This window comes from Pantoea sp. B9002, from assembly GCF_013385945.1.
In the GTDB taxonomy this organism is placed as follows: Bacteria; Pseudomonadota; Gammaproteobacteria; order Enterobacterales; family Enterobacteriaceae; genus Pantoea.
Window position 1 is genome coordinate 130,918 of record NZ_JACAPA010000010.1, and the last position, 13,114, is coordinate 144,031.

A 13,114-nucleotide genomic window follows, 5' to 3' on the forward strand; every position below is an offset into this window, starting at 1 on the left:
CAAGCGCGGGAATGGCGTGGCTCGCTTGCTTTTCTTTCAATGTAAAACGTAACATGAGGCACTTGTTTGTCGAGGGGATAGCCCATGTTCACCGGAAGTATTGTTGCGCTCATTACGCCAATGAATGAAAAAGGTAATGTCTGCCGCGAAAGTTTGAAAAAACTGATTGATTATCATGTTGCCAGCGGCACCGCGGCGATTGTTTCTGTTGGCACCACCGGCGAATCTGCCACGCTCAGCCACGACGAGCACGGTGATGTGGTTATGCAAACCCTGGAACTGGCGGATGGCCGTATTCCGGTTATCGCCGGCACCGGCGCAAATGCCACTGCTGAAGGCATCTCTCTGACCAAACGCTTTACCGGCAGCGGTGTGGTGGGCTGTTTAACGGTCACGCCTTATTACAACCGTCCGACGCAGGAAGGTCTGTTCCAGCACTTTAAAGCCATTGCGGAAAGTACCGATCTGCCGCAGATGCTGTATAACGTTCCTTCGCGTACCGGTTGCGACATGCTGCCGGAAACCGTCGCGCGTCTGGCCGAAATTAAAAATATTATCGGAATCAAAGAGGCCACCGGGAACTTATCGCGTGTCTCACAGATCCAAGAGCTGGTTAATGATGAGTTCATCATCGTCAGCGGCGATGACGCTACGGCGCTGGACTCCATGCAACTGGGCGGCAAAGGCGTAATTTCGGTCACGGCTAACATTGCAGCGCGTGAAATGGTTGAACTCTGTGCCTTGGCGCAACAGGGCAAATTCGCCGAAGCGCGTCGCCTGAATCAGCGTCTGATGCACCTGCACCAGACGCTTTTCTGTGAACCCAATCCAATCCCGGTGAAATGGGCAGCAAAACAGCTAGGATTAATCGCGGATGACACGCTGCGCTTGCCAATGACGCCACTGACCGAAGCCGGTCAGACGAAAACGGCGCAAGCGCTGATAAAAGCGGGTCTGCGATAATTTAGGGAGAATCAATGAGTTATTCAGTTAAGCGCTCGACGCTGGCAACGGTAGTGGGCCTTTCCACCCTGATGCTGCTAACAGCGTGTTCCAACGATCAGCGTTATAAGCGCCAGGTCAGCGGGGATGAATCTTACCTGCAGGCGCCTGAGCTGCATGATTTAAAAGCCCCAGCGGGCATGATTTTGCCGTTGCAGAATGGTGATTACGATGTTCCGCATAGCGTGGCGAAAGGCGCGGTGGGCAAAGAGCTGGATATTCGTCCTCCAGCCCAGCCGCTGGCGCTGCTGAATGGCACGCGTGCACAGTTCACCGGTAACACGGGCGTGCTGGCCGTGGAAAGCAGCCGCGGTTCTATCTGGTCGCAGGTTGTGGGTGTGATTCAGTCTTACAAGTTCCCGATTGCCCAGCGTGATGACGCTGCGCAACAGCTGACCACCGATTGGGTGCAGTGGAACCGTGCTGACGAAGATAACCAGTATCGCGGTCGCTATCAGATCAGCGTGCAGAATCAGAGCTATCAGCAAGTGCTGACCGTTCGGCTGCTGGAACTGCAGCAGTCGGGTCAGGCCGTTACTTCTCCGGCACAGATTCAACGCTATACCGGCCAGATGTTGAACGACATCAGCACCGGCCTGGATAAAGTGGATTCTGCCAGCCAGGATGCCGCCGCCAGCCGCGCGACCGGCCAAATTGATGTGCAGAGCGGTGCGGATGACACCGGTTTACCGCTGTTGATTCTGCGTGCACCGTTTAACGTCACCTGGCAGCGTTTGCCAGCGGCGCTGAAACGCGTGGGCATGGAAATCACTGACGACAACCGTTCGCAGGGCAGCCTGAAAGTCACCTACAAACAGCCGGGCAGCGGCGTGTGGGATCAGATTGGTGCCAAAGATCCAGAACTGCCAAATGGCGATTACAAATTGCAGGTTGGCGATCTGGATAACCGCAGCAGTCTGCAGTTCATCGATCCGAAAGGTCACGTGCTAACCCAGGCGCAGAACGACGCGCTGGTGCAGGTGATTCAAGGCGCGCTGAAATAAATTGCCAAAGGGCCGGAGATTTCCGGCCTTTTTTGATTTGGCATATACACAAACCCTTTAAGCATTTTGTGTATAATAGTGCCCGGCGAAGTAAACGATTGCGTCACGCAATCGGCGCGCGGTGAAACACCGCTGAACACGGGTTCTTTCATGTTTGGAGTTAACAAGATGCAAAAGCGAGCTGAGTTGTATCGCGGTAAAGCGAAAACCGTATACAGCACCGATAATCCGGATCTGCTGGTACTTGAATTCCGCAACGATACGTCAGCAGGAGACGGTGCACGAATCGAGCAGTTTGATCGCAAAGGTATGGTAAACAACAAGTTTAACCATTTCATCATGACCAAATTGCAGGAAGCGGGCATTCCGACCCAGATGGAAGCGCTGCTGTCGGATAACGAAGCGCTGGTGAAAAAGCTGGAGATGGTGCCGGTGGAGTGCGTAGTACGCAACCGTGCGGCAGGATCGCTGGTAAAACGTCTGGGCGTGGAAGAGGGCATTGTGCTCAATCCACCGCTGTTTGATCTCTTCCTGAAAGATGACGCCAAACACGACCCGATGGTCAACGAATCCTATTGCGAAACTTTCGGCTGGGTAAGCAAAGCGAATCTGGCACGTATGCAAGAGCTGACCTTCAAAGCCAATGACGTGCTGAGCAAACTGTTTGATGACGCAGGTTTGATCCTGGTCGACTTCAAGCTGGAGTTTGGTCTGTTCAACGGCGAAGTGGTGCTGGGCGATGAGTTCTCGCCAGATGGCGCGCGTCTGTGGGACAAAAACACCATGGATAAAATGGACAAAGACCGTTTCCGTCAGAGCCTCGGCGGCCTGGTTGAAGCGTACGAAGAGGTTGCACACCGTTTAGGTGTCAAGCTGGACTAAGTTCGTCCACCTCTCCCGTAGGGTCGTCATTTATGACGACCTTTTTTTATGCCCGCAATTCAGGTCGTCATAAATCACGGCGCAACGGTGTTCTGTCACTACAACACTGGTGCTTCCCGCTGCCGCCAACTAAAATCATGCCAAACATGTTTAAAGGAGTTAGACCATGCGCTGGCAAGGGCGTCGTGAAAGCGACAATGTAGAAGATCGACGCAATGATTCACCTGGCCTTGGCGGCGGTGGTGGACGGCAAATCCGCATTCCACGCGGCAAAGGCGGCCTTATCTTGCTGGTGGTGGTCGCCGTTGCCGGCTATTACGGCTACGACCTCACCGCGCTATTGGAAGGCGGCGGCGGTAATGTCGCGCCAACGTCGCAGCAGCGTCAGGTAAACACCGCGCAGAGCAACGAAGATGCCAAATTCACCTCGGTGATTCTGGCGACCACCGAAGATACCTGGAGCAAACTGTTCCAGCAGATGAACAAACAGTACGTGCCGCCGAAGCTGGTGATGTATCGCGGGGCGACGCGCACCAACTGCGGGACCGGCCAATCGGCGATGGGGCCGTTTTACTGTCCTGCCGATCAAACCGTGTATATCGATTTGTCATTCTACGATGACATGAAAACCAAACTCGGTGCCGGTGGCGACTTTGCGCAAGGCTATGTGATTGCGCATGAAGTGGGCCATCACGTACAAAAGCTGCTGGGCATTGAGCCGAAAGTGCGTCAGATGCAGCAGGGCGCCAGCCAGGCGCAGGCGAATCAGCTGTCGGTGAAAATGGAGCTGCAGGCGGATTGCTTCGCCGGCGTTTGGGGCCATTACATGGATCAGCAAAACATTCTGGAAGTGGGCGATCTGCAGGAAGCGCTCAACGCCGCTGAAGCAATTGGCGACGATCGCCTGCAACAGAAAGGTCAGGGCCGCGTAGTGCCAGACAGCTTCACGCATGGCACCTCTCAGCAGCGTTACACCTGGCTGAAACGCGGTTTTGATAGCGGCGATCCCGGGCAGTGCAACACCTTCGCTAGCAAGTGATCTCCTTGATTGAACCGACGGCGGCGATGCAGCGTGCAGGCATTCGCCGCCTTAGCGTTATAGCGGGTGATGCGGAGTGGGCACAGCAGCAGGCCACAGGTTGGCATACCGCGCTGCCCGGCGACTGGCTAACGGTGAGCGATAGCGCCGATTTCCCGCAGGCCGTCGCGCCCGCTGCCTTACGCACCTTGCTGGGCCGTGAATTCCAGCATGCGATATTTGATGCCCGCCGCGGTTTTCACGCCGAAGCTTTTGCAGCGTTGGCTGGAACCTTACACGCGGGTAGCTGGTTATTGCTGTTAACGCCTGATTGGGAAAGCTGGCCCAATCAAACCGATGCCGACAGCCTGCGCTGGGCGGATGTCGCCGAGCCGATCGCCACGCCGCATTTTATCCACCACCTGCAAGCACTGATACGGCAAGACGCGCAGGTGATGTTGCAACGCCAGCATCAAGCGGTGCGTTATCCCGTGGAAACGCATCTGCCCGACTGGCGCTGTCAGGCGCCGCAGCAGCAGGCGCAAATCCTTGAACAGCTTGAAGCGATGCCGCAGGGCGTGGCGGTGATCACCGCCGCGCGCGGTCGCGGCAAATCGGCGTTGGCCGGCATGCTGGCGCAGCGCAATCAACACGGTTTAGTCACGGCGCCAGCCAAAGTCTCCACGGCGGTGCTGGCAGCGTTTGCCGGTGAGCATTTCAGTTTCATGGCGCCCGATGCCATTCTCGCGCAGCAACCGCCACCTCCGGCGCAGTGGCTGATTGTCGATGAAGCTGCCGCCATTCCCGCGCCTATCCTGCAACAGCTGGTGCAACGTTTCCCGCGCGTGCTACTTATCACCACCGTGCAAGGTTACGAAGGCACCGGACGCGGCTTTATGCTGCGCTTCTGCGCCACCTTGCCGGATGTGCGCTACTTCCAGCTCGATGAGCCGTTGCGCTGGTCGCCGAACGATCCGCTGGAGCAGTGGCTCAGCCAGGCGTTGCTGTTTGAAGATGCGCAGGAGAGCCGCGCAAGCGGTGAGATCGCGATTTATCCAGCAACGCCGGAAAACAACGTAACGGCGCTGGAAGCGGGCTATCGTCTGCTTGCCAGCGCGCACTATCGCACTTCGCCTCTGGATTTGCGGCGCATGCTGGATGCGCCCGGCATGCGTTTTTGGTTGGCGGGTGAAGCCGAACAGGTAACTGGCGCGCTGTGGCTGGTGGAAGAGGGCGGCCTGGATCAGCCATTGGCCGACGCAGTGTGGGCCGGTCATCGCCGGCCGCGCGGCAATCTGGTGGCGCAATCGCTGGCGGCCCATGCCGGTTTCGTGCAGGCGGCGACGCTGCGCTCACTGCGCATTAGCCGGATTGCGGTGCAGGCGTCACAGCGCCAGCGCGGGATCGGCAAAGCGCTGGTGGTCATGGCACGCCAACAGGCGCAGAACTGTGATTATCTCTCCGTGAGTTTTGGCTACACCGAATCTTTGTGGCGCTTCTGGCGCGCCTGCGGTTTTACGCTGGTGCGGATTGGCTCGCAGCGCGAAGCCAGCAGCGGCTGTTATGCGGCGATGGCGATGCTGGCAATCTCTGCGGCAGGCGAAGCGCTACAACAGCAGGCCGCGCAGCGCCTGGCGCGTGATTGGCCGTGGCTGCAAGCGATTATCGAACTGCCGTTAACGCTGGCAAGCGATGCCAATCAACAGCTGAACGACGATGACTGGGCGCTGCTGGCCGGTTTTGCCTGGGCGCAGCGCCCGTTCGAAGCCAGCTATGCGGCGCTTCAGCGGCTGGTGCGCCAGTCTCCTTCACCGTTGTTGAATGCCATCCTGCTGCAAAAACAGACGCTAACCCACGCCGCGCAACATGCCGGTCTCAGCGGGCGTAAGGCCTTGATAAAACAGCTACGATCGGAAGCTGCCGCAGCACTGATTCACCTCAATCCTGATGCGGCGCAGCGGCTGCGTTCATTGCAATAAATCCATTATCTCGTTCAAATTTTCCCGATATCTCTGTGCCAGCAGCGGCGTATAGTGATTTGAGGAGGATCTTATGGCACTACGATATGTAATTGTTCAGCAACCCAGCAGTGCAGCACAGCTGTTTCTGCTGTATCACGGCATCAACGACAACCCGGATTCGATGGCACAGATTGGCAGCTGGTTCGCCAAGGCGTTCCCGCAAGCGCTGGTGGTGTCGGTTGGTGCACCTTACGCGGGCAGCGTGCCGCAAGGACGTCAGTGGTTTGCCGATATTCCGCCGCACGATCGTTCGGAACAGCAGGGCGTGGATGCGATCATGCCAGAGTTCGTGGGATCGGTGCGTCACTGGCAGCAGGAGAGCGGCGTGCGTGCCGAAGCCACGGCGCTGGTGGGCTTTTCCCAGGGCGGCATCATGGTGCTGGAAGGCATGAAAGCGCAGCCGGATTTGGCGGGACGCGCGATTGTGTTCAGCGGCCGCTATGCCACGCTGCCGTTGCGGGCCAGCACGCGCAACACCATTCATCTGATTCATGGCGATTACGATGAACAGATCCCGCTGCAGCGCGCCGAAGAGGCGAAGCAACGTCTGTTGTCGTTGGGCGGCGATGTCACGCTGGATGTGGTGGAAGATTTACCACACGCGATTAACGATCGCAGCATGGAGCTGGCGCTGAATCATCTGCGTTATACCGTGCCGCGTCGTTACTTCGATGAGGCGCTAAGCGGTTCCAAGCCGGGCGATGATGATGTGGTTATGATGATGTAGCAGGATGCGTAACGGCGCGAGTTATCGCGCCGTTAGTGATATGACGATTATTTTTTCTTCGGCCAGTCGTCCTCGTCATCCCATTTATCGTTGAAATCACGATGCGGCGGTAACGTCGGTTTGTTGTCCATGAATTTTTTATGGTCGATACGTTTTAGGTCTTTGTAAACGTTCATCAAAATACCAACCATCAGCAGGATCACCAGGATCCACCAGTACTCTTTAAAGAATTCCATCCCCTTTCTCCTTCTGCGCGCTTAGGCGATCAGCTGTTCCATGATGCGCTGATACATACGGCTCAGCATCTGCAAATCTGACGCTTTCACGCACTCATTGATCTTATGAATGGTGGCGTTCACCGGGCCCAGTTCCACCACCTGCGCACCCATGCGCGCAATAAAGCGCCCATCGGAGGTGCCGCCGGTAGTCAGCAACTGCGGCTTAATCTCATTATAGTGCGCCACAGCGTTCACCACGGCATCCACCAGCTTACCGCGTGATGTCAGGAACGGTTGACCGGAAACATTCCACTCCAGCGTATAGCGCAGCTGATGGCGATCGAGCAGTTCCGCCACGCGATCTTTAATCATCTGATCGGTCAACTGCGTGCTGAAACGGAAGTTGAACTGCACAAAGAATTCGCCAGGAATCACGTTGTTGCTGCCGGTTCCGGCCTGCACGTTGGCGATCTGCATGCTGGTCGGCGGGAAGAATTCGTTGCCTTCATCCCATACTGTTTCTACCAGCTCATTCAGCGCAGGCATGGCGCGATGCACCGGATTATCCGCCAGATGCGGATAGGCTACGTGGCCCTGCACGCCGTGAAGGGTGAGATTAGCGGTCATTGAGCCGCGACGGCCATTCTTCACCACATCACCCACGATCTCGGTGCTCGACGGTTCGCCGACCAGGCAATAATCCATGCGTTCGTTGCGCGCCATCAAACGCTCAACCACTTTCACCGTACCGTTAACCGCGCTGGCTTCTTCATCGGAGGTAATCAGAAACGCCAGGCGACCTTTATGCTGCGGGTTAGCGGCAACAAAGCGTTCCGCTGCCACCACCATCGCCGCCAGCGAACCTTTCATATCGGCGGCCCCGCGGCCAAACAGCATGCCGTCGCGGATGCTTGGCTCAAACGGCGGGCTGATCCAGCGGTTGGCGTCGCCCGGCGGTACCACATCGGTATGACCGGCAAACGCCAGCGTTTCGCCCTGGCCGCGCGTTGCCCAAAAGTTCAGCGTATCGCCGATGTGCATCGGCTCAACCGTAAAGCCGATGGCTTCCAGACGCGCAATCAGCAGCGCCTGACAACCGGCATCATCCGGGCTGAGAGAAGGGCGACGGATAAGCTGCTGAGCCAGCTCAATAACCGGACAGAACATGTTATGACTTCTCCTGGATAAAGGCGGAATAAAGGGAATCTTTGAAGCCGACCAGCAGATCGCCATTCGGCGCGGCTAACACCGGACGCTTGATGATGGCAGGCTGCGCCAGCATCACCGCTTTGGCGCTGGCGGCATCGTTTACCGCGTCGCGTTCGGCTTCCGGCAGCTTGCGCCACGTGGTACCGCGCGTATTGAGCAGCGCCTCATGACCGAGCTGATCGATAAACGATTGCAGCAGCGCGTCATCAATGCCATCCACGCGATAGTCGTGAAAACGATAGTCGATGCCGGAAATTTCTAAAGCGTTGCGTGCTTTTTTGATCGTGTCGCAATTTTTAATTCCGTACATCACCCACTGCGCTGTCATCGCTTATTCCCGTTTAGTAAAAAATAAAGCGCGAGTTTACCACAGCGCTCTAAGGGCTGTGAGCGCTGACGGCGAAAGCCGGCCTTATTCAGCTATTTTTCATGACCCTTTTGTCGTTATAAATTTTATTACTTAGGGCCGGGAAGCGCTTTCACTTACGCACTTAATAATTGCCTGCGACATCATTAAGCCACTAAGGATTATCTTAAGCGCGGATTTCTGCTACCCGATTTAAGTCAGGCATTTTTCCTGACGCATTATAGAGTTGCTGAAATGTGCGTCAGTACGCATTTTCAACAGATTGAAGCTTTTCACCGCTTTTGCCGATAGTGATAACAGGTGGAAACGTATTCACCACCAGAAAAAAACGGCGTAGAATTGCCGCTACAATAAGAGAGGATTTTATGGTCGACACCGAAATGGGAAACTGGAAAGAATTCATCGAAGCGATGTTACGTAAGTAACGCGTGAAGAGAAAAGCAGGGCACTTCCCAACTTGCTGTAATTCTTACCACACACAACAATAAAGCCGCCATTGATGTTCATGGCGGCTTTTTTTATTAATTTAACAGCGCGCGATGAATCGCGCCGCTACAAGTGTGTGCACTTGATATGCGCGGAACCTGATGTCCGCACATACCGTAGCGGCGCAATTCATTGCGCTATGACATGCTTAATCGTGCGGCTTCTCTTTCAGCGGGAAGCGGCGGCGCACCACCACAAAAAACAGCGGCACAAAGAAAATCGCCAGCACGGTAGCGGAAATCATCCCGCCCATCACGCCGGTACCCACCGCGTGCTGGCTGCCGGAACCGGCGCCGCTGCTGATCGCCATCGGCAGCACGCCGAAGATAAATGCCAGCGAAGTCATCAGAATCGGGCGCAGGCGCTGACGCGAGGCTTCAAGCGTCGACTCCATCAGTTCACGGCCTTTGCTGTTGATCTCATTGGCGAACTCCACAATCAAAATGGCATTCTTCGCCGACAAACCGATCACCGTAAGCAATCCCACCTGGAAATAGACATCGTTTTCCAGCCCGCGCATCCAGGTTGCCACCAGCGCACCGACCACGCCGAGTGGCACTACCAGCATCACCGAGAACGGAATCGACCAGCTCTCATACAACGCCGCCAGACACAGGAACACCACCAGCAGCGAAATCGCATACAGCGCCGGTGCCTGCGAACCGGACAAGCGCTCTTGATAGGAGGCGCCGGTCCACTGGAAGCCGACGCCGAGCGGCAGCTGCCCAACCAGTTTTTCCATCACGTCCATCGCGGTACCGCTGCTGACGCCGTTCGCCGCTTCACCGACAATCTCCAGCGCAGAGTAACCGTTGTAGCGCTCCAGACGCGGCGAGCCGGTTTGCCAGTGGCTGGTGGCGAAGGCGGAGAAGGGCACCATGCTGCCGCTGTTGTTACGCACATACCACTTATTCACATCTTCCGGCAGCATGCGGAACTCTGCCGCCGCCTGCACGTAGACTTTCTTCACGCGGCCACGATCGAGGAAGTCATTGACGTAGGTCGAGCCCCACGCGGTGGTTAAGGTGTCATTGATGGTATCCAGCGACACGCCAAGCGCCTGCGCTTTGCGCTGGTCGACATCAATCTGCAACTGCGGGCTGTCGTCGAGGCCGTTGTGACGCACGCGCGACAGCGCCGGATTGCTGTCAGCCAGCTCAAGCAACTTATCGCGCATTGCCATTAACTGCGTGTGGCCGATGCCGCCGTGATCCTGCAGCTCCATATCGAAGCCCGACGAACTGCCCATGCCGGTAATCGCTGGCGGACTGCTGGCGATAACGCGCGCTTCGTTGATCTTGTGGAAGGCTTTGGTCGCACGTTCGATGATGGCGAAAGAGGTGCGATCGCTGCCCGGACGCTCTTCCCAATCTTTCAAACGAACGAACAGACGCGCGACGTTCTGGCCGTTACCGCCGGGCCCGGCACCGATGGTGGAGAACACCGAGACCACATTGTCTTTCTCCTGCGTCATGTAGTAATTCTCGACCTTCGCCACCACGTTCGAGGTTTGTTGCAGCGTTGAACCGGCGGGCAATTGCACCTGCGTCAGAAATACGCCGCGATCTTCCAGCGGCAGGAACGAGGTGGGCAGGCGAATAAACAGGAATGCCATAAGGCCGATAATCGCGAGATAGAGCAGCAGCCAGCGGCCGCCTTTGCGCAGAATTTTGGCGACGCCGCGCTCGTAACGTTCCGCGCTGGCGTTGAAGGTGCGGTTAAACCAGCCGAAGAAGCCACGACGACCGTGATGATGTCCTTGCCCCAGCGGTTTCAGCAGCGTGGAACAGAGCGCGGGCGTCAGAATCATCGCCACCAATACCGAAAGCACCATCGCCGAAACGATAGTGATCGAGAACTGGCGATAGATGGCGCCGACGGTGCCGCCGAAGAACGCCATCGGCACAAACACCGCCGACAGCACCAGCGCAATGCCGACCAGCGCGCCCTGAATCTGGCCCATCGATTTGCGCGTGGCGGCGCGCGGCGACAGACCTTCCTCGCTCATGATGCGCTCGACGTTTTCCACCACCACGATGGCATCATCCACCAGCAAGCCGATGGCGAGCACCATGGCGAACATCGTTAAGGTGTTGATGCTGTAACCAAAGGCGTAGAGCACCGCAAAGGTGCCAAGCAGCACCACCGGCACGGCAATAGTCGGGATCAGCGTGGCACGGAAGTTTTGCAGGAACAGATACATCACAAGGAATACCAGCAGGATCGCTTCCAGCAGGGTTTTCACCACATCTTTAATTGAGGCCTTCACGAACGGCGTGGTTTCGTAAGCGACTTTGGCTTCCAGCCCGTGCGGGAAGTAATGCGATAACTCCTCAATACGCTCGCGCACCAGTTTGTCGGTGTTCATCTCATTGGCACCGGAAGCCAGCTTAATGCCGAGCCCCGATGCCGCCTGACCATTGTAGCGGCTGAGGAAGTCATACTTTTCCGCGCCCATCGCCACATCTGCCACATCGCCGAGCGTCACCACCGAGCCGTCGCTGTTGGTTTTCAGCGTCACCGCTTTGAACTGTTCGGGGGTTTGCAGCATCGACTGCGCATTCACCGTGGCGTTGAGCGCTTGTTTGTCCACCGACGGTAATCCGCCCACCTGACCCACCGCCACCTGCGCGTTTTGCGATTCAATCGCGCTCACCACGTCTTCGGTGGTTAGCGCGTAGGCAATCAGCTTGTTGGGATCGAGCCAGATACGCATCGCGTATTGCGAGCCGTAAGCATCCACCTGGCCGACGCCATCAACACGGCTGAGCGGATCCTGAATGTTACTGGCGACATAATCTGAAATATCCTGTTTGTCCATACTTCCGTCGGTAGAGACGAAGGCAATCATCAGGATATTGCTATCACCGGTTTTATTAACCGTCACGCCTTGTGACTGTACCGCCGCGGGCAGTTTACGTAGCGCACTTTGCAATTGGTTTTGCACCTGCTGGCGCGCTTCATCGGGATTGGTGCCAGCGGTAAAGGTGAGGGTGATTTGTGCCTGGCCGGTATTGCTGCTGTTGGAGGACATGTACATCAAATTATCGATGCCGGTCATGTTCTGTTCGATAACTTGCGTGACGGTGTTTTCCAGCGTTTCCGCGGATGCGCCGGGATAGTTGGCGGTGATACGCACGTTAGGCGGCGCGAGGTCGGGATATTGTTCAACCGGTAGCGAGATGATCGCCAGCGTGCCGCACAGGCAGAGCAGAATAGACAGAACCCAGGCAAAAATGGGGCGGTCGATAAAAAAATTCGACATGGAACCGACACTCCTCAACTGCGTATTTTTTTACTTTTATTATGATGAGCGTGATGCGCGAAAGGCGTCACGCTGGCGGAGGGCAAGGCGCTCTTCAAAACTCCTGCTATTACCACTTTACGCTGAGCAAATTAGAGAATCGTGAGTAAATTATGGAGAAAGTGTGAATATAGTGACGTTTTTTTGTGCGCGACTACAGATGTCGGCTCTCCAGCCACAGTACCGTAGCGGCAACGCGCGAACGGACATCCAGCTTACGCAGCAGGTTGCGAATGTGCACTTTTACCGTCTCTTCGGAGATATGCAAGGTGGCGGCGATCTCCTTATTCGATAATCCGCGCGCCACTTCCTGCAGCACATCCAGCTCGCGTTCGGTGAGCTGTTTGAACGGATTTGACGTCGGCTGACGCGTCGCCAGATAATCGGCCACCGCCTCGCTAAACACGTTTTCACCCTTCGCGCCGCGCATCACCTGCGCCAGCAGCAGTTCAGGTTCGCTGTCCTTGAGCAGATAGCCGTCGGCACCGGCATCCACCATTGCGTAAATATCACTGCGCGCATCGGAAACCGTCAGCACCAGAATCCGTGCGGCGATGCCTTCGTTACGCAGCGCTTTTAGCGTATCCAGACCGGACATCCCTTTCATGTTGAGATCCAGCAGGATGACATCCGGCGACAACCGGCGCGCTTCGGCCAACGCTTCGGTGCCGTTATTGGCTTCCGCCACCACGTCCAGCCGCGGTTCCAGCGCCAGCAGCTGGCGAATACCACGGCGCATCAGCGGATGATCGTCAACGATCATAATAGTCAGGGAAGGGTTAGCCATAATGTCTCCAGTATTAAATGCAACTTTATTTCAATAACGCACCTGCCGTAGCGGCGCAATTTATTGCGCGATGAATCGCGCCGCTACAG

At 56.5% G+C, this 13,114-nt stretch carries 12 protein-coding genes; 7 read left to right on the top strand and 5 right to left on the bottom strand.

Annotation, left to right across the window (positions count from 1 at the left end; genetic code table 11):
• Nucleotides 1-84 precede the first annotated feature (84 nt).
• The 6 genes from dapA (at nucleotide 85) to ypfH (ending at nucleotide 6,654) form a co-directional block, all read left to right on the top strand.
• Nucleotides 85-963, top strand: a complete 879-nt coding sequence (gene dapA / locus HX773_RS07750; protein WP_101763525.1) for a 4-hydroxy-tetrahydrodipicolinate synthase — start codon at nucleotides 85-87, stop codon at nucleotides 961-963.
• Nucleotides 964-977: 14 nt separating this feature from the next.
• Entirely contained in the window at nucleotides 978-2,006 is a 1,029-nt protein-coding gene (bamC, locus tag HX773_RS07755; protein ID WP_176971087.1) for an outer membrane protein assembly factor BamC, read from the top strand.
• Between the two features lie 168 nt (nucleotides 2,007-2,174).
• Nucleotides 2,175-2,888, top strand: a complete 714-nt coding sequence (gene purC, locus HX773_RS07760; RefSeq protein ID WP_176971088.1) for a phosphoribosylaminoimidazolesuccinocarboxamide synthase — start codon at nucleotides 2,175-2,177, stop codon at nucleotides 2,886-2,888.
• Between the two features lie 166 nt (nucleotides 2,889-3,054).
• Nucleotides 3,055-3,927, top strand: a complete 873-nt coding sequence (locus tag HX773_RS07765) for a neutral zinc metallopeptidase (RefSeq protein ID WP_176971089.1) — start codon at nucleotides 3,055-3,057, stop codon at nucleotides 3,925-3,927.
• Nucleotides 3,927-5,885, top strand: a complete 1,959-nt coding sequence (locus HX773_RS07770) for a tRNA(Met) cytidine acetyltransferase TmcA (protein ID WP_370463591.1) — start codon at nucleotides 3,927-3,929, stop codon at nucleotides 5,883-5,885. Before HX773_RS07765 ends, HX773_RS07770 begins: the two co-directional genes overlap by 1 nt.
• 73 nt (nucleotides 5,886-5,958) lie before the next feature.
• A complete protein-coding gene (gene ypfH, locus HX773_RS07775; protein WP_176971090.1) occupies nucleotides 5,959-6,654 on the top strand; it encodes an esterase in 696 nt (231 codons plus the stop codon).
• A 47-nt stretch (nucleotides 6,655-6,701) separates the two neighbouring features.
• Here ypfH and HX773_RS07780 read toward each other — a convergent pair whose 3' ends face one another.
• From HX773_RS07780 to HX773_RS07790, 3 genes are read right to left on the bottom strand one after another with little or no spacing between them, the layout of a single operon-like run.
• Nucleotides 6,702-6,890, bottom strand: a complete 189-nt coding sequence (locus HX773_RS07780; RefSeq protein ID WP_008108368.1) for a YpfN family protein — start codon at nucleotides 6,888-6,890, stop codon at nucleotides 6,702-6,704.
• Between the two features lie 21 nt (nucleotides 6,891-6,911).
• Nucleotides 6,912-8,039 carry a succinyl-diaminopimelate desuccinylase gene (dapE, locus tag HX773_RS07785; RefSeq protein WP_064739513.1) on the bottom strand — a complete coding sequence of 376 codons (1,128 nt, stop codon included), beginning with the start codon at nucleotides 8,037-8,039 and terminating at the stop codon, nucleotides 6,912-6,914.
• 1 nt (nucleotide 8,040) lies between these two features.
• Nucleotides 8,041-8,409, bottom strand: coding sequence for an ArsC family reductase (locus tag HX773_RS07790; RefSeq protein WP_176971091.1), 369 nt, complete (start codon nucleotides 8,407-8,409; stop codon nucleotides 8,041-8,043).
• A gap of 404 nt (nucleotides 8,410-8,813) precedes the next feature.
• On the opposite strand from HX773_RS07790, the gene ypfM reads away from it, so the two are divergent.
• A complete protein-coding gene (gene ypfM / locus HX773_RS26135) occupies nucleotides 8,814-8,873 on the top strand; it encodes a protein YpfM (protein ID WP_137386901.1) in 60 nt (19 codons plus the stop codon).
• Nucleotides 8,874-9,082: 209 nt separating this feature from the next.
• On the opposite strand, the gene acrD is transcribed toward ypfM, so the two are convergent.
• Both acrD and HX773_RS07805 read right to left on the bottom strand, forming a co-directional pair.
• Nucleotides 9,083-12,199, bottom strand: coding sequence for a multidrug efflux RND transporter permease AcrD (gene acrD / locus HX773_RS07800; protein ID WP_176971092.1), 3,117 nt, complete (start codon nucleotides 12,197-12,199; stop codon nucleotides 9,083-9,085).
• A 193-nt stretch (nucleotides 12,200-12,392) separates the two neighbouring features.
• The gene (locus HX773_RS07805; RefSeq protein ID WP_176971093.1) at nucleotides 12,393-13,025 is read right to left on the bottom strand and encodes a response regulator; all 633 of its coding nucleotides are present in this window, start codon (nucleotides 13,023-13,025) and stop codon (nucleotides 12,393-12,395) included.
• Between the last annotated feature and the right edge of the window lie 89 nt (nucleotides 13,026-13,114).

What these genes read in the sequence shown, in the direction of transcription:
- dapA (WP_101763525.1), top strand. Translation starts at nt 85, where the DNA reads ATGTTCACCGGAAGTATTGTTGCGCTCATTACGCCAATGAATGAAAAA.
- bamC (WP_176971087.1), top strand. Translation starts at nt 978, where the DNA reads ATGAGTTATTCAGTTAAGCGCTCGACGCTGGCAACGGTAGTGGGCCTT.
- purC (WP_176971088.1), top strand. Translation starts at nt 2,175, where the DNA reads ATGCAAAAGCGAGCTGAGTTGTATCGCGGTAAAGCGAAAACCGTATAC.
- HX773_RS07765 (WP_176971089.1), top strand. Translation starts at nt 3,055, where the DNA reads ATGCGCTGGCAAGGGCGTCGTGAAAGCGACAATGTAGAAGATCGACGC.
- ypfH (WP_176971090.1), top strand. Translation starts at nt 5,959, where the DNA reads ATGGCACTACGATATGTAATTGTTCAGCAACCCAGCAGTGCAGCACAG.
- HX773_RS07780 (WP_008108368.1), bottom strand. Translation starts at nt 6,890, where the DNA reads ATGGAATTCTTTAAAGAGTACTGGTGGATCCTGGTGATCCTGCTGATG.
- dapE (WP_064739513.1), bottom strand. Translation starts at nt 8,039, where the DNA reads ATGTTCTGTCCGGTTATTGAGCTGGCTCAGCAGCTTATCCGTCGCCCT.
- HX773_RS07790 (WP_176971091.1), bottom strand. Translation starts at nt 8,409, where the DNA reads ATGACAGCGCAGTGGGTGATGTACGGAATTAAAAATTGCGACACGATC.
- acrD (WP_176971092.1), bottom strand. Translation starts at nt 12,199, where the DNA reads ATGTCGAATTTTTTTATCGACCGCCCCATTTTTGCCTGGGTTCTGTCT.
- HX773_RS07805 (WP_176971093.1), bottom strand. Translation starts at nt 13,025, where the DNA reads ATGGCTAACCCTTCCCTGACTATTATGATCGTTGACGATCATCCGCTG.